This is a genomic window from Paenisporosarcina sp. NPDC076907, assembly GCF_050269735.1.
GTDB lineage: Bacteria > Bacillota > Bacilli > Bacillales_A > Planococcaceae > Paenisporosarcina.
On the sequence record NZ_JBNNIX010000002.1, the window covers coordinates 267,409 to 286,448 of the forward strand.

The 19,040-nt window shown below is 41.3% G+C and carries 16 protein-coding genes; 1 reads left to right on the forward strand and 15 read right to left on the reverse strand.

The features are described from left to right. From ACQKEV_RS08965 to mce, 4 genes are all read right to left on the reverse strand, one after another. Window positions 1-1,266, reverse strand: coding sequence for a DNA polymerase IV (locus ACQKEV_RS08965; protein ID WP_427445825.1), 1,266 nt, complete (start codon window positions 1,264-1,266; stop codon window positions 1-3). An 87-nt stretch (window positions 1,267-1,353) separates the two neighbouring features. Then, window positions 1,354-2,478, reverse strand: a complete 1,125-nt coding sequence (locus ACQKEV_RS08970; protein ID WP_427445824.1) for a M20/M25/M40 family metallo-hydrolase — start codon at window positions 2,476-2,478, stop codon at window positions 1,354-1,356. 12 nt (window positions 2,479-2,490) lie between these two features. After that, a complete protein-coding gene (locus ACQKEV_RS08975; protein ID WP_427445823.1) occupies window positions 2,491-4,038 on the reverse strand; it encodes an acyl-CoA carboxylase subunit beta in 1,548 nt (515 codons plus the stop codon). Window positions 4,039-4,043: 5 nt separating this feature from the next. Continuing rightward, a complete protein-coding gene (gene mce, locus ACQKEV_RS08980) occupies window positions 4,044-4,454 on the reverse strand; it encodes a methylmalonyl-CoA epimerase (protein ID WP_427445821.1) in 411 nt (136 codons plus the stop codon). A gap of 127 nt (window positions 4,455-4,581) precedes the next feature. Between mce and prli42 the strand changes: the two genes are divergently transcribed. Continuing rightward, complete coding sequence (gene prli42, locus ACQKEV_RS08985) at window positions 4,582-4,677, forward strand: stressosome-associated protein Prli42 (protein WP_424472050.1); 96 nt, start codon at window positions 4,582-4,584, stop codon at window positions 4,675-4,677. Window positions 4,678-4,698: 21 nt separating this feature from the next. On the opposite strand, the gene ACQKEV_RS08990 is transcribed toward prli42, so the two are convergent. From ACQKEV_RS08990 to bcd, 11 genes are all read right to left on the reverse strand, one after another. Further along, window positions 4,699-5,691: an aromatic acid exporter family protein gene (locus ACQKEV_RS08990; RefSeq protein ID WP_427445819.1), complete on the reverse strand. Its 993-nt coding sequence runs from the start codon at window positions 5,689-5,691 to the stop codon at window positions 4,699-4,701. A 694-nt stretch (window positions 5,692-6,385) separates the two neighbouring features. Then, window positions 6,386-6,826: a BrxA/BrxB family bacilliredoxin gene (locus ACQKEV_RS08995; RefSeq protein ID WP_427445817.1), complete on the reverse strand. Its 441-nt coding sequence runs from the start codon at window positions 6,824-6,826 to the stop codon at window positions 6,386-6,388. 62 nt (window positions 6,827-6,888) lie between these two features. Beyond that, entirely contained in the window at window positions 6,889-7,983 is a 1,095-nt protein-coding gene (meaB, locus tag ACQKEV_RS09000; RefSeq protein WP_427445815.1) for a methylmalonyl Co-A mutase-associated GTPase MeaB, read from the reverse strand. Next, window positions 7,983-10,136: a methylmalonyl-CoA mutase gene (scpA, locus tag ACQKEV_RS09005; protein ID WP_427445814.1), complete on the reverse strand. Its 2,154-nt coding sequence runs from the start codon at window positions 10,134-10,136 to the stop codon at window positions 7,983-7,985. The genes meaB and scpA overlap by 1 nt, the downstream gene beginning before the upstream one ends. Then, window positions 10,126-11,769, reverse strand: coding sequence for a methylmalonyl-CoA mutase family protein (locus tag ACQKEV_RS09010; protein ID WP_427445813.1), 1,644 nt, complete (start codon window positions 11,767-11,769; stop codon window positions 10,126-10,128). The genes scpA and ACQKEV_RS09010 overlap by 11 nt, the downstream gene beginning before the upstream one ends. A gap of 178 nt (window positions 11,770-11,947) precedes the next feature. Continuing rightward, entirely contained in the window at window positions 11,948-13,264 is a 1,317-nt protein-coding gene (locus tag ACQKEV_RS09015; RefSeq protein WP_427445811.1) for a dihydrolipoamide acetyltransferase family protein, read from the reverse strand. 20 nt (window positions 13,265-13,284) lie between these two features. Beyond that, window positions 13,285-14,268: an alpha-ketoacid dehydrogenase subunit beta gene (locus ACQKEV_RS09020; protein ID WP_427445810.1), complete on the reverse strand. Its 984-nt coding sequence runs from the start codon at window positions 14,266-14,268 to the stop codon at window positions 13,285-13,287. Continuing rightward, the gene (locus ACQKEV_RS09025; protein ID WP_427445809.1) at window positions 14,268-15,278 is read right to left on the reverse strand and encodes a thiamine pyrophosphate-dependent dehydrogenase E1 component subunit alpha; all 1,011 of its coding nucleotides are present in this window, start codon (window positions 15,276-15,278) and stop codon (window positions 14,268-14,270) included. Before ACQKEV_RS09025 ends, ACQKEV_RS09020 begins: the two co-directional genes overlap by 1 nt. Before the next feature lie 30 nt (window positions 15,279-15,308). Beyond that, window positions 15,309-16,739: a dihydrolipoyl dehydrogenase gene (gene lpdA / locus ACQKEV_RS09030; RefSeq protein WP_427445808.1), complete on the reverse strand. Its 1,431-nt coding sequence runs from the start codon at window positions 16,737-16,739 to the stop codon at window positions 15,309-15,311. 16 nt (window positions 16,740-16,755) lie between these two features. Beyond that, window positions 16,756-17,844: a butyrate kinase gene (buk, locus tag ACQKEV_RS09035; protein WP_427445806.1), complete on the reverse strand. Its 1,089-nt coding sequence runs from the start codon at window positions 17,842-17,844 to the stop codon at window positions 16,756-16,758. A gap of 81 nt (window positions 17,845-17,925) precedes the next feature. Then, window positions 17,926-19,020 (reverse strand): branched-chain amino acid dehydrogenase, encoded by a 1,095-nt coding sequence (gene bcd / locus ACQKEV_RS09040; protein ID WP_424472072.1) that lies wholly within the window; start codon window positions 19,018-19,020, stop codon window positions 17,926-17,928. Window positions 19,021-19,040 lie beyond the last annotated feature (20 nt).

Here is a 19,040-nt window from a genome sequence, read left to right on the forward strand (position 1 = left end):
TCACTTGTTCTCCCTGTCTTTGTGATCGTCTAAAAAGTCTTTACTGAAACTCGTCTTCGATTCATACGTCGGTTTTCTAGCTTGTGTATGACCTCTTGTAATCATATCTTTGCCAAATTTTGATTGGAGCGTTTCCACTAGTTTCAATATAGGTTCTTCTTTTGCATGTTCTTCAAAATTGTAGATGGACAATTGCTCGGTAAAGTCTACACGATCCACTACGTTGCTAACCGTCACGCCAAGCAGTCGGATTGGTTGACCATCCCAATTTTTCGTAAACAATGACCATGCCACTTCAAAGATCTTATCTTTTTCATAAACCAAATTGCGAAACGACTGGCTTCGAGAAGAATTTCTCCAATCTGCATCCCGAATTTGAATGGAAACTGTAGGACCCGCAAGCCGCTTTGCTTCCAAACGGTTCGCTACTTTTGCACTCAATGTTTGAAACACTTTTCGCAACTCCATTAAATCGGTTTCGTCACTAGGAAGTGTTGTAGAGTTGCCCACACTTTTCGTGTCATATACGGAATCCGGGTCAACAATCCGGTCATCCTGACCATTTGCACGATTTTTCAATCGGATGCCATTCTTCCCAAGTGCTTCTTTCAATAAACCATCTTCAGCCTTTGCAATGTCGCCGATTGTGTTCAAACCGATACTGTTCAACTTTTTCCCCGTGCTCTCTCCAACCCCATGCATGTCTAACACAGGTAATGGCCACAGAACTTTATCTATATCCCTCTTTCGAAGGACTGTAATTCCCATTGGCTTTTTTAGGTTCGACGCTGTTTTCGCTAAAAACTTGTTCGGAGCTATGCCAATCGAACAAGGCAAATCCAGCTCTTGCATTAATCTCATTTGAATATCCGCAGCAATTTGAAGTGCCGTCATCGGGCTATCGATTTCTGTGACATCCATATACCCTTCATCGATCGAAACAGGTTCTACTTGTTTCGTGTACGTTCTTAATAAATCAAACATCGCACGTGATGCTATTCGATAACGCTCAAAATTTGGTGGCAACAAAATCAGTTCAGGACATTTTCTTTTCGCTTCCCAAACACTCATCGTTGTATATACCCCACGGGCACGGGCCTCATATGAACAAGTTACCAAAATCCCTCGTCGTTCTTTCGGATTTCCGGCTATGGCAATCGCTTTTCCTTTTAAGGATGGATCATACGATTGTTCAACTGACGCATAAAAACTATTCATATCGATATGAAAAATAATACGAGATTTATTGTGTTTTATTTCCGTCATATCTTCATCGCCTCTTCATGTACTGAATTTAATCATAACAAAAATCGAGACATCAGGTTATCCTGAAATCTCGATTTTATCAGTACATTAAGCTTTAATAGCCGAAACTTTAACAATTTCCACAAGTAAATCAGACAATTTCTCAAGTTCTTCGACTGGCATACGTTCATTTTTAGTATGAATTTCTTCGTATCCAACAGATAAGTTAACTGTTGGAATGCCGAAGCCAGCAATGATATTCGCATCACTTCCGCCACCACTTGTCCCAAGGTTTGGTGTGCGTCCAATATTTTTAACTGCTTGAATGGCAACTTGTGTCACATGTTCATCTTCACCGAAACGGAAGCCAGGATACATTAACTGAACATCAATTTCTGCTTTTCCACCCATTGCTGCAGCGGTCTCTTCAAATACTGTTTTCATATGAGCTGTTTGAGTATCCAATTTACCAGGCACAATAGAACGTGCTTCAGCAAGAATATCCACTTCATCACATACGATGTTTGTTGCACTGCCACCTTCGAATCGTCCGATATTGGCTGTTGTTTCTTCGTCGATTCGACCTAATGTCATTTTCGCGATTGATTTAGCGGCGATGTTAATAGCAGAAATTCCTTTTTCCGGTGCTACACCTGCATGAGCTGTTTTGCCTAAAATTTTTGCCCGAATTTTTGCTTGATAAGGAGCCGCCGTAACGATTCCCCCAACTTTTCCATCTGAATCGACCGCAAATCCATATTTAGCGGTAATCAAAGAAGCGTCCAATTGTTTTGCGCCTGCAAGTCCACTTTCTTCACCAGCAGTAATGATGAATTGAATGTCCCCATGCTCAATGGATTCTTCTTTCAGACGTTTGACCATGTCGAATAACGCCGCAATACCTGCTTTATCGTCCGCGCCTAAAATCGTTGTTCCATCTGAATATATATAGCCGTCTTCGCGAAGCTCAGGTTTGATGCCTTTTCCTGGTACTACAGTGTCCATATGTGTTGTGAAATAAATCGTATCAACATCTGAAAGAGTTCCTTTTAACGTTGCAATTAAATTGCCAGCACCATGGCCACTGCGTGCTGCCGAATCGTCTTCAATGACTTCGAAACCAAGCTCTTCCATTTTGCTTTTTAAGATAGGGGCAATAATTTGCTCGTGTTTTGTTTCAGAATCTATTTGTACGAGTTCGAAAAACTCATCAATTAAACGTTGGTTTGTCATAATAAAACTCCTTTATAATGGAATATTGCCATGTTTCTTGGCAGGTCGAGTTTCTTTTTTATTTCTCATCATATCCAGCGCCTGAATAAGTTTAATACGTGTATCGCGTGGATCGATTACATCATCCACCATTCCTCGAGCTGCAGCTACATAAGGATTTGCAAATTTTTCGCGATATTCCTCGATTTTTGTCGCGCGCGTTTGTTCGGGATTGTCGCTTTGCGCGATTTCCCGGGAAAAGATTACGTTCGCAGCCCCTTGTGGACCCATTACTGCAATCTCCGCATTTGGCCAAGAGAACACAAGATCAGCACCGATGGATTTAGAGTTCAATGCCACGTATGCACCGCCATATGCTTTTCTTAAAATGACTGTCATCTTCGGAACCGTCGCTTCTGAGTAAGCATATAAAATTTTCGCTCCGTGACGAATGATTCCTCCATGTTCTTGCTTAATTCCCGGGAAAAATCCGGTTACATCCTCAAAGGTGATGATTGGGATATTGAATGAATCGCAGAAACGGATAAACCTTGCTGCTTTATCCGAAGAATTGATATCCAGACCGCCAGCCATTACTTTCGGTTGGTTACATACTAATCCTACAACTTCACCTTTGATACGTGCCAGCCCAATTACCACATTACGTGCAAACTCTTTTTGGACTTCCATGAACGAGTCCTGATCCACCACTTGTTCAATAACCTTACGAATGTCATAAGGACGAATGGCATCAAACGGGATGATATCTGTTAAATCAGGTCGATAATCATCCGCTTGGTCTGCTTCCAAACGAGGTGGTTTTTCATCGTTATTTTGTGGCAAGAAACTCAACAAATCTCTAACCTGTTTAAGTATTTCTTGTTCAGTATCAGCTCTGAAATGAGCATTCCCGCTAATGGCATTATGTACTTTTGAACCGCCCAAGTCCTCAGCAGATATTTTTTCTCCAGTTACGGTTTCAATAACTTTTGGACCGGTAATAAACATTTGACTAGTATTATCAACCATAAACACAAAATCAGTAATTGCCGGTGAGTAGACGGCTCCACCAGCACATGGTCCCATAATGACAGATATCTGTGGGATGACGCCGGAATATATGGCATTGCGATAGAAAATATGACCATAACCATCAAGAGATACGACACCTTCTTGAATACGTGCACCACCAGAATCATTCAACCCGATAAAAGGTGCTCCATTTTTGGCTGCCAAGTCCATAACGTTGGCAATTTTCATCGCATGCATTTCACCAAGAGCCCCGCCAAATACAGTAAAGTCTTGTGAGAATAAATAAATGGCACGACCGTTTACTTTTCCGTAACCTGTAACGACTCCGTCACCTGGCCCTTTTTGATTGGCCATGCCAAAGTCGACTGTACGGTGTTCAATGAATGGATTCAATTCAACAAATGTTCCCGGATCCACCAATAGGTCGATGCGTTCACGTGCCGTTAGTTTTCCTTTTGCGTGCTGTTTTTCAATTCTATCGTCTCCGCCACCAAGTTCGATTTCACGCTTGCGATCATATAAATCACTGATTTTCTCATAAATGTCCATGTATTTTACCCCTTTAACCCGCTTTTATCACACAATTCATAAAGTACACCGTAAGAAGATTTTGGATGTAAGAATGCAACTTGAGCACCACCTGCTCCAATCTTCGGCTGTTCATTCAGTATTCGAACGCCTTTTTCACGAAGTTCATTCATCCGTTCTTCTATACCTTCTACCCCGAACGCAATATGGTGAATGCCTTCCCCTTTTTTCTCAATAAAAGTATGAATGGCACTTTGTTCAGACATCGGCTCTAATAGCTCCAGTTTGACGTTACCTGCATCGATAAATGCTACACGAACCATTTCGGAAGCCACTTCTTCAATTTTCAAAACTGTTAAACCTAATATTTCTGTATAATAAGGGATTGTTTCATCTAGATTTTTAACTGCAATGCCGATATGATCGACTTTTTTCAAAATAGCCACACCCTTCTGTTTTCTCCATCCTCTATTGTACCGATTTCTTTTTGAAAACTCTACCTCTTGTGAATTTTTTCAAATTCTACTAAACTTAAGATTAGCTAGGGTAAAGGAGTTGTTTCGCGTGCGCAATGCAAATTTCCGCAAGTTTATCATTTATTTAATGATTATCATGATGGCTTTATCAAGTGTATTGTTTGGTTTAAGTTTATTCTTTTAAAAAAACAGCTTCGAAGGATTGTTATAACTCCTTCGAAGCTGTCTTTTTTTTCATTTTAAATCCAACAAAACTGCGTTTGATGTGCAAGTATTGATCCATCTCCTCGATGAATTGGTACAATGCCGCCATCGCCAGAAAGTTTTCATGATCTTTTGGTAATGGCATTTTCGCAAATTCTTCTTTAACTTCATCAAGTTTTGAGATAAATTTGTTAGCTGTATTACCGGAATGCACGTGATCTGCCAGTTCTTCCATAAAATCTGCGACAATGAAACAATGCGAAACATTGACTGGCAACGCAGTAATTTTCGGTAGCACTCTTTCGATTATTTCGAACTGTTGTTCGCGCATATCAAAGTATAGATAGTACAGATTTTGCCTACGATTTAAATGATTTTCAACATCCTGGTAAGCAAGAGCTTTTCCTTTTTCAATGACTTCAGATGCTTCTACAAGCTCTTTCCCATCCCAGTCAGACTCTCCATTTCTCAAATAAAAAGCAATTTCATGGAATATTTTCGAGTACAGGGACTCAATTTCCAAACGAAAGTTTTTTAAATCCTTGTCAATGGACGGCATGTACGTGTTAACTAGTAGTGCCACGCCAAAACCAACAGCCATTAATTGAGCTTCATTCCACAACAGTGACCATGTCAATTCTTTGGAGTCGAATAAATGAAGAAGGATGACAACGCTCGAAACAAAGCCATCTTGAAATCTTAAAGAAACAAGAGTTGGAATAAATAATATTAAAATAAGACCAAAAACGAGTGGATGATACGCGATTCCTTCAAAAAAGACGAAAGCAAATCCCACACCGATGATGCTCGCAATAATGCGGGAATATACGGCACGGACGGACTTCCGTTTCGTTGGCTGAATGCACAAAACGGTCAAAATAAAGGCAGAACTGTAATAGTCTAAGTTTAAAAACATGGCAATGAGCATGGCAATACTTGCACCAACAGCCGTCTTTAATGTCCGATAACCGATTTTAAATCGTCGGAAATTCATAATACACCAACTTTCGAAAAGAAAAGTGATTTTTCTTACAGTGTAATCATTTGTTAAACACTTAGTAATTTTATTTAGCACCATAAATAAATTCTGTATTAAAATGAGCAGAAATTTTTAAAAATAGCTCAATTTAAACGATATTGTTGATTTTCGTTCCATGCGGACGCTTTCCGCGGGCGGTCCACTAGCCTCCTCATTCGCGGTGCTCACTGCGGGGTCTAGTTTGGACACGCTGATTCCGCTGGAGTCGCCGCATTCTACTACAATCATTAAAGTAAACAGGCGAATGACTTAACTTACGATCTAGTGATATGAAGCATCTCTGCGACGAGTAATCGCAGGAGCCAAAACAGTGAAGACTCCTGCGGGAACAGCGAAGTGCTGAAATCCACTCGGACATTAAGTCCGAGTTAGTTCGGCGCAAGCCCGCGGAAAGCGTAGCTGTTTTGCGGAATATCAACAACAACATTTATCATAGCCTTAAAAATAAATAGAATGCATTTGCGATCCTAGCAACCCGGAGGAAAGAATTTGTCCAAAGAAGTTTTGTTCATATTTTTGGCAACGAAGCTCACGAAGTTGGCTCATTCGGAACGTGGGGCAACCGAAAACCACAAAACAATAAAGTTTAACAATGCCAACCTATAAATAGAGTAGAAAAAAGAGCACTGACTAAGTGCTCTTCCTTTCCTTATAGCTCGTCACAATGTTCTTCAAAAAGTGCTTGGATGTGTGTGATAACTGACATTGGATCGTGCCCTTCAATTTCATGACGACCAATTTCAGCAACAGGTTGTCCATCTTTTAAAAGAACAAATGAAGGAGATGATGGCAAATGTTCGTCGCCAAACAACATACGAGCTTGAGCTGTTGCTTCTTTATCTTGTCCTGCAAATACAGTTACTAAATGATCTGGTCGCTTGTCGTAATGCACTGCATTCGCAGCTGCTGGGCGAGCGATGCCGCCTGCACAACCACATACGGAGTTAATCATCACTAGGGATGTACCTGGACGTGCAAATGCTTGATCAACGTCTTCTGCTGAAGTCAATTGCTCATAGCCACTTGCTTCCATTTCGCCACGTGCCTGACGTACTATATCGTTCATCAATAAGTTAAAATCCATATTCATTTGTAAAACTCCTCTCAAACTTCACTATTAATAATAGCAGGTCGTGAATGGTCGCGCAAAATCTATGTTTTATTAGTGTTTGTAAATAAATTTTCTACTGCTTGGGAAACGGTCTTATCACCTTGTAAAATTTCTTTTTCGAGCAATTTTACTTGAGATTTCGTATCTGGGGTTCCGTAAAATTCATCCATTAAGCGATCCATAATCATTGTATGGAACCATTCTTTTGTCTGAGACTGGCGGCGTTCATTAAATACGCCAGAATCGATCAATGATTCTTGAAAAGAACTGATTACTTCCCACACTTCGCGTATCCCCAGTTTTTCAATTGAAGATACAGGCATTGCTTTAGTGGTCCAGCCTGGACTAGCAGGCTGCAGGAAATGAAGGATTTGCTCATATTCGGCAACCGTTTTTTTGGCCATTTTTGCATTGTCCCCGTCTGCTTTATGCACAATCAATAAATCGGCCAATTCCATAATGCCTTTCTTCATTCCTTGTAGCTCGTCCCCTGCACCTGTCAAAACCAACAACATAAAGAAATCGACCATACCCCGGACGATTGTTTCACTTTGACCCACACCAACCGTTTCAATCAAAATGACATCGTAACCTGCAGCTTCGCAAAGCAACATCGTTTCACGCGTTTTTTTGTGAACGCCCCCGAGCGTTCCTGCGGAAGGAGAAGGTCGAATGAAGGCATTTTCGTGTCGAACGAGCTCTTCCATCCGGGTTTTATCCCCTAAAATACTACCTCCAGACAGACTCGAGCTTGGATCAATGGCGAGTACTGCCACTTTAAAGCCAAGCTCACACAAATATTTCCCAAACGCTTCAATAAATGTGCTTTTTCCTGCACCAGGAACACCCGTGATGCCTATACGAATACTTTTCCCCGTATGAGGCAGTAATTCCTGTAATAACTGTTGACCAGTTCGTTTATCTTCCATTACCGTACTTTCAAGCAAAGTAATCGCTTTAGCTAAATGGAGCCTTGAACCTTGACGAATTTCGCGGGAAAAATCATCGACAGAAATCTCTTTTTTGTGAGATCGTCGAAATTGCTTTCGAGACGTTTGCCCCATGCCGTCATGAGTTGACTTTAATCCGCCCATTACATGCATAGTACTATTCTGCTGGTTCTCTTGACCTTCCATTATTCGCTCACTTCCTCATAACCTAGTCTTCTGTAGATTTCTTCTATTACTTTCCCTGCTGCAACCGGAATGACTGTCCCTGGACCGAATATCGCAGCGGCACCATTTTCACGTAAAAATGCATAATCTTGAGCAGGAATAACGCCCCCGACCACAATCAGAATATCTTCACGATCCATTTTCTTCAATTCACTTTGAAGTGCAGGCACCAACGTCATATGGCCAGCTGCAAGTGAACTGACTCCGATGACGTGAACATCGTTTTCCACCGCTTGTCGCGCTGTTTCTTCCGGTGTTTGGAACAATGGACCAATATCTACATCAAAACCTAAATCAGCAAAGGCAGTAGCAATGACTTTTGCTCCGCGATCGTGTCCGTCCTGCCCCATTTTGGCAATTAAAATCCTTGGACGACGCCCCTCGTTTTCCTTAAAGTCTTCCGTCATATCTTTTACTGCCTGGATTTCCTCTTCATTTGAAAAGTTTGAACTGTATACACCGCTCACGGATCGAATCACCGCCTTATGTCGACCAGATACGCGTTCAATCGCATCTGAAATTTCGCCTAAAGTAGCACGAGCACGTGCAGCTTGAACAGCACATGCCAATAAATTCTCTTCTCCTGTTTCTGCTGCTTTTGTAAGAGCCGTCAATGCCATTTGCACGTCTTCTTCATTTCGCGTTTGTTTCATCTTTTCAATACGTTCAATTTGTTTTTGACGCACGACAGTATTGTCAATATTTAAAATATCAATTGGTTCTTCTTCAGCCAGTCGGAACTTGTTGACACCGATGATGATTTCTTTGCCCGAATCAATCTGCGCCTGTTTTTTAGCGGCTGCTTCTTCGATTTTCATTTTCGGTAATCCCGTTTCAATCGCTTTTGCCATTCCGCCTAGCTCTTCGATTTCTTCAATTAATGCCCATGCTTTTTGCATCAATTCATCTGTTAACTTCTCGACAGCATACGAACCGCCCCATGGATCAATTACTTTCGTCATCATTGTTTCTTCCTGCAGGAACAGCTGGGTATTACGCGCAATTCGTGCAGAGAAATCCGTTGGTAAAGCAATCGCTTCATCCAGTGCGTTCGTATGGAGGGACTGAGTATGACCCATAGCAGAAGCATTGGCTTCAATTAAAGTACGTGTGACATTGTTGAACGGATCTTGCTCCGTTAAACTCCATCCTGACGTTTGCGAATGCGTACGCAGTGCTAGAGATTTCGGGTTTTTCGGATCAAATGTCTGCATCATTTGCGCCCAAATTCTTCTTGCTGCACGCATTTTTGCTACTTCCATGAAATAGTTCATGCCTATTGCCCAGAAAAACGACAATCGGGGTGCGAACGAATCAATGTCGATTCCTGCTTTCAAGCCTGTACGGACATATTCCAATCCATCTGCCAATGTATAGGCAAGTTCAATATCTGCAGTGGCACCAGCTTCTTGCATATGGTAGCCAGAAATCGAAATTGAATTGAATTTCGGCATATGTTTCGACGTGTATTCAAAAATATCCGCGATGATTTTCATCGACATTTTTGGTGGATAAATATAGGTGTTACGTACCATGTATTCTTTCAAAATGTCATTTTGAATCGTACCCGTTAATTGCTCATGCGATACTCCCTGTTCTTCAGCTGTCACAATGTAAAAGGCTAAAATCGGCAATACTGCCCCGTTCATTGTCATGGAGACAGACATTTGATCAAGTGGAATGCCATCAAACAATATTTTCATGTCTTCTATTGAGTCAATTGCTACTCCCGCTTTTCCCACGTCGCCTGTAACGCGTTCATGGTCGGAATCGTATCCACGATGGGTCGCCAAATCAAAGGCTACAGAAAGCCCTTTCTGTCCCATTGCCAAGTTTCGACGATAGAAGGCATTGCTTTCTTCCGCAGTTGAAAATCCTGCATATTGTCGGACAGTCCATGGTCGTGATACATACATCGTAGGGTAAGGCCCGCGCGTATTTGGTGCAATCCCCGGGAAATCCGACATGTGATCGAGTTTTTCTACATCTTCTTTTGAATATCTTGAAGCCAAACGAATGCCTTCATTCGTCAAGTAGGATTCTTTAGATGCTTGTGACTCATGTTGTTGTGTGACAAATTGGTCCAGCTGAACCTTTTTGAAATCAGGCTTCATTTTCGTGGCCCCCGTTCTTTTTAACATCTATCAATTGCTGCATTTTAGCAATGACATCCTGACCTGCAAAAATTGAACCATTCAGACCTTGTTCACGCCAATGATTTTCAACCGCATGTCGACCTGCAACATCAATGATTGTATATGGATCAGCAACTTTTAAGAGTTGCGGCAGAAATTCGTTCGTGATTTCATCCTTCGCTGCAAATACCACATATTCCATCTGGTTAGATTTGACCCAATGCCATGCATCTTGAGCATCTGCAAATAACGGGCTCATAACTGGGTTCAAACCACCCGCTTGCAGGAATCCCTGGACAAAATCAGCTCTTGGTTTCACGTCTTTCAAAACGCCAAACATCACTACGGCAGTTCGAAGAGGTTGTTCACTAAAATATTTTCGTAGCTGTTCGAAAGGAACCGCTAATCTTTCATTTTCATCATCTAAATGTGAGGTTGCGACAGCATCTGTCGGATTAGCATAAACATTCGTCCCAATTAAAGAAGCTTTACGCTTTGCGATTGACTGAGTTCTAGATGATTGAACATCTCTTGCCAGTGACAGCAAGTACTCTTCTTGTTCTGAATGGTTCATTTCCACCAATTTCAAGAACAAATCCCATGCTTGGCGAACAAGTTCCGCAGTTAAAGATTCGACATAATATGAACCTGCCGAAGGATCAATTATTTTATTGACCATGGTCTCTTCACGAATTACCAGTTGTACATTGCGGGCAATACGCTCTGAAGTCGGTGAACTCCCTGTCAATTCATCATAAGGCACAACCGAAATGATATCCGCTCCACCAAGCACTGCAGAAAATGCAGCATTTCCGGCTCTTAGTAGATTGACGGTCGAATCCATTTTTGAATACGATCTCAATGAAGTATTAGCAATGACGGAAATCGCATTTTCGTTTTGTTTATAGGCACTTGAAAACGCTTTCCATAATACGCGGAATGCACGTAATTTAGCGATTTCCATAAAGAAGTTCGTGTCGATTTCAAATTGTACCGCTACTTTTGTTAAATCTCCGTGTTTCGTAAGTGCTAACAATGCATTGGCCAGTTCATGAATCGCCGTCCCACCAGCGTAGTGAATCGCGCTCGTTGTTAGTACTGTGTTTAGAGATGGTGCTGAGACGGAGCCATCAACGTATCCTACCAGTGCATTTAACTGATGTTCAGTCATACCGTCAAATACTTGCATGATTTGATCGTCATTAGCTTGAATCGATAAACGGAATGGATGGTTAGTCAACATTTCAGCTAATTGCTCTAGTTCATGGGCGTTCCATGTCCATGAAGACAATGAGCCTTTATAGACAATCATGTCATTCCCTAGACTTAATTGTTCTTTTGCTTTATGTAAGAATTCTGATGCAGAATTGGCTTTTGTCGTTTGTGCAATTAGCCAATTTGCTTGGTTTTTCGAATGCGAGATTACGGCAGAATGATTCAATGTCTTTTGTAAATGTTCAGCCGTATATAGTGGTTGGAGGTCGATGCCTTCAAATGTTGGAGTGATCAGTTGTTCATACGGCTTCCCTTTTAAAGTACGAACAGCTTCTTCTTGCCAATTTTCAAAATTCGCTTTCGGAAAAGATGTCTTTTTCATTTGTTCGATTGTCATGTGGTCGCTTGCGCTTCCCTCCTTCGAATCTGTTACTCACTCTTAGTCTAACTGAGTTTGGGCTATGATTAAAGCACAAAAAACCCGATGACCGAGAGTTTCGGCATCGGGTTATATTTATGTCCAGTTTCAAGCGCCAAGCTGGAGTCGTACTTGAGTGGCGCTTAACACTTTTGTTTTAATAAACAGACGTGTTTTCTTTTGTCATGTTTTCAAGGATTTCTTTTACGCGAGCTAAGAAGCGTCCGCATACCAAGCCATCCAATACACGGTGATCAAGAGATAAACATAAATTAACCATGTCGCGAGCTGCAATCATTCCGCCATCCATGATGACTGGACGTTTAACGATCGATTCTACTTGCAGAATTGCTGCTTGTGGGTAATTGATGATGCCCATTGATTGAATTGAACCGAATGAACCGGTGTTGTTTACTGTAAATGTACCACCTTGCATTTCGTCCGATTTCAACTTACCAGCACGCACTTTGCCTGCCAATTCATTGATTTCACGACCGATGCCTTTAATTGTTTTTTCATCAGCATTTTTAATAACCGGTACGAATAAAGCATCTTCTGTCGCAACAGCGATCGAAATGTTGATGTCTTTTTTCTGTACAATTTTATCGCCAGCCCACATTGAATTCATCATTGGGAATTCTTTTAAAGCTTGTGAAACAGCTTTAACGAAGAATGCGAAATAAGTCACATTGAAGCCTTCTTTTTTCTTGAATTCATTTTTGATTGAATCGCGGTATTGAACAAGATTTGTTACGTCTACTTCAATCATTGTCCACGCATGTGGAGCTTCATGTTTACTACGCAACATGTTTGCAGCAATGGCTTTACGAATGCCTGTAATCGGAATTTCGATATCACCTACAGCTACTGGTACATTTACAGGTGCAGCCGCTGGTTTAGTAGCTGGAGCTGTGTTTTGTGCCGGTGCTGCTGTTTCTGCTTTAGGAGCAACTTGTTCAGCTTTAGCCGTTGGGATATTACCGCTTTCGATAATCGCAAGCAAATCTTTACGAGTGATACGACCTTCATTACCAGTTCCATCAACAAGTGATAAATCGATGTCGTTTTCTTGTGCAATTTTTAGTACTGCTGGTGAATAACGTGCTTTCGAACCTTTTTCACGTACAGGAGCCGGAGCTGCAGCCTTTTTAGATTCAGCAGCTGGCATTTCAGCAGCTGTTTCTTTTTCAGCAGGAACCTCTTCAGAAGTTGATTCTTCTGAAGTTGCACCACCTTCTGTCTCGATTGTACAAACAACAGCGCCAACTTCCAAAGTTTGACCTTCAGTTGCAATCAATTCTTTGATTACACCTGTAAATGACGATGGAATTTCAGCTGTTACTTTATCTGTATTTACTTCAGCTAGTGAATCATACTTGTTTACTTTATCACCCGGTTGGACCAACCATTTTTCGATTGTTCCCTCCGTTACGGATTCACCGAGCTGGGGCATTTTAATTTGTTCGATTGCCAATTGTAACTCCTCCTTTCAGGTTAAAATTCTGCAAGTTCACGCATTGCTTTTTCGACTTTATCAGGATTGATCATAAAGAATTTCTCCATTGTCGGTGCATATGGCATTGCAGGTACATCTGGTCCTGCTAAACGTTTGATTGGTGCATCTAAATCAAACAAGCAGTTTTCAGCAATGATTGCTGCAACTTCTCCCATGATGCTACCTTCCATATTATCTTCAGTAACAAGAAGAACTTTACCTGTTTTTGAAGCCGCTTCAATAATTGCTTCTTTATCCAATGGATAAATTGTACGCAAATCAAGAATGTGAGCTGAAATACCATCTTGCTCCAAACGCTCCGCAGCTTGCAGTGCAAAGTGAACAGCAAGACCGTAAGTAATAACTGTGATGTCTTCACCTTCACGTTTTACGTCCGCTTTACCGATTTCAATTGTGTAATCATCTTCAGGCACTTCACCTTTGATTAAGCGGTAAGCGCGTTTGTGCTCGAAGAACATAACTGGATCATCATCACGGATTGCTGCTTTCAATAAGCCTTTTGCATCGTAAGGTGTTGAAGGAATAACGATTTTCAAACCTGGTTGGTTAGCAAAGATTGCTTCTACAGATTGTGAATGGTAAAGAGCTCCATGAATTCCACCACCAAAAGGTGCACGGAATACGATTGGACAAGACCAGTCATTATTAGAACGGTAACGAATACGAGAAGCTTCAGAAATGATTTGGTTAACAGCAGGCATGATGAAATCAGCAAATTGCATTTCTGCAATCGGACGCATTCCATACATTGCTGCACCGATTCCGACACCGGCAATAGCAGATTCTGCTAACGGAGTATCCATCACACGGTCTTCTCCAAATTGATCGTATAAGCCTTGAGTAGCTTTGAACACGCCGCCTTTTTTACCAACGTCTTCACCAAGGACGAATACGTTTTCATCACGTTCCATCTCTTCTTTCATTGCGAGTGTAATCGCGTCAATATAAGACATAACTGCCATTATGCGTTCCCCCCGTCTTTTTCAGCATAGACGTATTTTAAAGCATCTTCAGGTGCAGCATATGGCGCGTTTTCTGCATAATCCGTTGCTTCGTTTACTTCTTTCATAATGCGGTCATTCATTTCTTTTTCAAGTTCTTCAGTCAAAATGTTCAACTCTGTTAAATAAGCAGCGAACTTCCCGATTGGATCAGCAGCTTGCCCTTCAGCAAGATCTTCTGCTGTACGGTATTGACGGTGATCATCATCAGATGAGTGAGCAGTCAAACGGTGAGATACCGCTTCGATAAGGCTTGGGCCTTCTCCGTTACGTGCACGGTCTGCAGCTTCTTTAACCACTTTATACACTTCTAAAGGATCCGTTCCATCAACAGTGAATCCAGGCATGCCGTAACCAATTGCACGGTCTGCAACGTTTTTAGCTGCTACCTGTCTGTCATAAGGTACTGAAATCGCATATTTATTGTTTTCTACCATTGTGATACAAGGCAATTTATGAACACCAGCAAAGTTCAATCCTTCGTGGAAGTCTCCTTGGTTGGATGACCCTTCTCCAAGTGTTACGAAAGTAATAAAATCTTTTTGTTGGATTTTACCAGCTAATGCTACTCCTACTGCATGTGGAAGTTGCGTTGTAACAGGAGAAGAACCTGTCAAAATACGATTTTTCTTTTGACCGAAGTGACCAGGCATTTGACGTCCACCTGAGTTTGGATCTTCCGCTTTTGCAAAAGCTGAAAGCATTAAGTCACGAGCTGTCATACCGAAGTGTAAAACAACACCCATATCACGGTAATAAGGAGCAATATAATCTTTTGTGTTATCAAGTGCGAAAGCAGCACCTACTTGTGTTGCTTCCTGACCTTGACAAGAAATAACGAAAGGAATTTTCCCAGCGCGGTTTAATAACCACATACGCTCATCCACTCGACGTGCCATAAGCATCGTTTCAAAAATTTTCAGTACGTCATCATTAGACAACCCTAGTTCTTCATGACGATTTTTTGTCATCTGTACATCCCCCTTTTAATCTGTGATCTTTTACATGTGAATTGCTTTACCCTCTACTGCCAATGCAGCTTCGCCCATCACTTCTGAAAGTGTTGGATGCGGGTGAATTGTGCTCGCAATTTCCCATGGTGTTGCATCTAGAACCATAGCCAGACCCGCTTCAGAAATCATATCTGTCACGTGTGGTCCAATCATGTGTACGCCTAAAATATCATTTGTTTTTTTATCGGCAATAATTTTCACGAAGCCGTCTGATTCACCGTAAACAAGCGCTTTACCGATGGCTTTGAAAGAGAATTTACCAACTTTCACATCAAACCCTTGATCTTTTGCTTGCTGTTGAGTAATTCCAACGCTAGCTGCTTCAGGATTTGAGTAGATACAGCGTGATACCAAGTTGTAATCAATCGCATGCGTTTTTTGACCAGCAATGTGTTCCACTGCCGTAATTCCTTCATGAGAAGCAACGTGTGCCAACTGTAATCCTCCGATTACATCGCCAATTGCATAAATATGTGATTCTTTTGTTTGGAATGTGTCTTTTACTTGGACAAATCCTTTATCGACTACGATATCCGTATTTTCGATTCCGATGCCTTCAACATTCGCTTGACGGCCAACCGATACCAACATTTTCTCAGCAGTAAATGTTTTTGTTTCTCCTTTGAATTCGGCAGAAATCGTTACACTTCCTTCTGCTGTTTCCAATGTTTCCGGTAAAACTTTTGCACTTGTTGCAAATGTAATGCCCTTTTTCGCTAATAACTTCTGCATTTCTTTTGAAATGTCAGCGTCTTCTGTAGGAATGATGCGATCAGCATATTCAATGACAGTCACTTCAACGCCGAAATCATTCAACATAGAAGCCCATTCAATTCCAATGACACCGCCACCAACGATTAAAATCGATTTTGGCAATTCTGTCATAGCAAGTGCTTCATCAGAACTCATGACATGCGTTCCATCAATTGTTAATCCAGGTAGTGTACGTGGACGTGAACCAGTTGCGATGATGACATTTTTCGGGATAAGCATTTCATTCTCATCACCATTGTTCATTTCAACAGAAACCGTGCCGCCTGGAGATGGGGAGAAAATTGAAGGTCCTAACATTCTGCCTGTACCTTCGTATACATCAATTTTCCCTTTTTTCATCAATCCTTGAACACCTTGATGAAGTTGTGACACGATGCTTTCTTTACGAGCTTGTACACGTGAGAAATCCAATGAAACTTCTCCTGTATTTACCCCAAAGTCAGCTGCATGATTTTTTGTTGTCGAAAATACTTCAGCACTGCGAAGTAGGGCTTTGCTTGGAATACAGCCTTTATGTAGACAAGTTCCACCTAAGTTCCCTTTTTCAACGATTGCTGTTTTAAGTCCTAATTGAGCCGCGCGGATTGCTGCTACATACCCGCCTGTTCCGCCTCCAAGAATAACGATATCGTAATTGTGAGCCATAACTTTCGGCCTCCTTTTATTTGAGGTTCGGATATACTTTTGCTTGTTCTTCACCGTTTAATACGCGAATGGCACCTTCAGATAGTGCTTGCAATTCGTTTTCACCAGGCTGGACAACAACATCAGCGATCCAGTTGATGCGTTTTGAAATTGCTTCAACAAAATCTTTGCCATAAGCTAGTCCACCCGTCAAAATGATGGCGTCAATCTTACCTTCAAGTACGGCACTTGCTGAGCCGATTTCACGTGCAACTTGATAAGCCATTGCCTCGTAAACAAGTTCAGCTTCTTTGTCGCCTTTTGCAATGCGTTTTTCAACCGCTACTGCATCATTCGTTCCAAGATAACTGACAAGTCCACCTTGACCGACTAATTTTTTCATAATTTCGTGACGATAATATTCCCCCGAGAAACAAAGGTCGATTAAATCGCCTGCAGGAACTGTGCCTGCGCGCTCAGGACTGAAAGGTCCATCACCATGTAAACCATTATTTACATCAATTACTCGCCCATTTTCATGAACACCGACTGTTATACCGCCACCCATATGAGTGACAATCAGTCTCATGTCTTCATAGGCTTTGCCGCACTTTTTAGCATATCGTCGTGCAACAGCTTTTTGATTTAATGCATGAAATATCGATTTTCGTTCAATTAACGAGAATCCTGAAATACGTGCAATCGGAGCCAACTCATCGACGACCACTGGATCGACAATATAAGATGGAATATTTAAACCTGTTGCAATTTCAAATGCTAAAATCCCACCTAAATTGGAAGCGTGTTGACCTGAGTATCCTTTTTTTAAATCTACTAGCATTGCGTCATTTACCGCATAAGTTCCGCCTTCAATCGGACGAAGGAGTCCACCTCTGCCACAAACAGCGGATAACTTCGAAATATTGATTCCTTCTTCATCCAAGGCTTCTAAAATGGTTTGCTTACGAAATTCATATTGATCAATGATAGAAGAAAATTGTCCGATTTCCTCAGAAGAGTGTCGGATCGTTTTTTCCATCAATAAAACATCGTTTTCAAAAACACCAATTTTTGTAGATGTGGAACCCGGGTTGATGACAAGAATGCGATATGAATGTTCTTGCACAATGATTCCTCCCAAAAATGTCTTTAAAGATAAGAACAGATACAACCATAAATGAAAGTATCTGTTCTTACTTTTTTTAAATTAACGTCCGCTTAAGATATGTTTGCCGTTTTGTAAGAATTGGCTGCGTGATTTACCAACGCGAGCGATACGTTCTTCAGCTAAACGGTCAGCTGCTACGTAAGTTGGAATTCCTTGAGTACGTGAAATTTCCATTACTTTTGCAATGTTGTCATAAACTGTTTCTACACGTTTCATTGCACGTTCACGGTTGTAACCGTTCAATTCATCAGCAACGTTAATTACGCCACCAGCGTTGATTACATAATCAGGTGCGTATACGATACCAAGTTCGTGCAACTGATCACCATGTTTTGTTTCTTTTAATTGGTTGTTAGCTGCTCCAGCAACAACTTTTGCTTTCAATTGAGGAATTGTTTCGTCGTTAATAATTGCGCCTAGTGCACATGGAGCAAAGATGTCTACATCTTGAGAGTAGATTTCATCTGTATTTACAGCAGTAGCACCGAATTCTTCAACTACACGATCAACTGCTGCTTTATTGATATCCGTAACAATCAATTTCGCGCCTTCTTCGTGTAAGTGACGGCATAAGTTATATGCAACGTTACCAACACCTTGAACTGCGATGCGTTTGCCTTCTAGTGAATCGCTGCCGAATGCTTCCATTGCTGCAGCTTTCATTCCACGGTAAACACCGTATGCTGTTACTGGAGATGGGTTACCTGAAGAACCAAATGCAGGTGAGATTCCAGTTACGTAATTCGTTTCTTCATGGATTAAATCCATATCCGCTACAGTAGTACCAACATCTTCTGCAGTGATGTATCGACCATTTAAGCCTTGGATGAAACGACCGAAAGCACGGAACATTTCTTCGTTTTTATCTTTTAATGGATCACCGATAATAACCGTTTTACCACCGCCAAGGTTTAATCCAGCTGCTGCATTTTTGTAAGTCATACCTTTAGCAAGACGAAGTGCATCTTCAATAGCATCTTCTTCAGAAGCATAAGTCCACATACGAGTACCACCAAGTGCAGGTCCTAATGTTGTATCATGAATTGCGATAATTGCTTTTAGACCAGAAGTTTTATCTTGGCAGAATACCAATTGTTCGTAATCATAAGTCTCCATATATTTAAAAATTTCCATTTTAAATTCCTCCTTTGAGT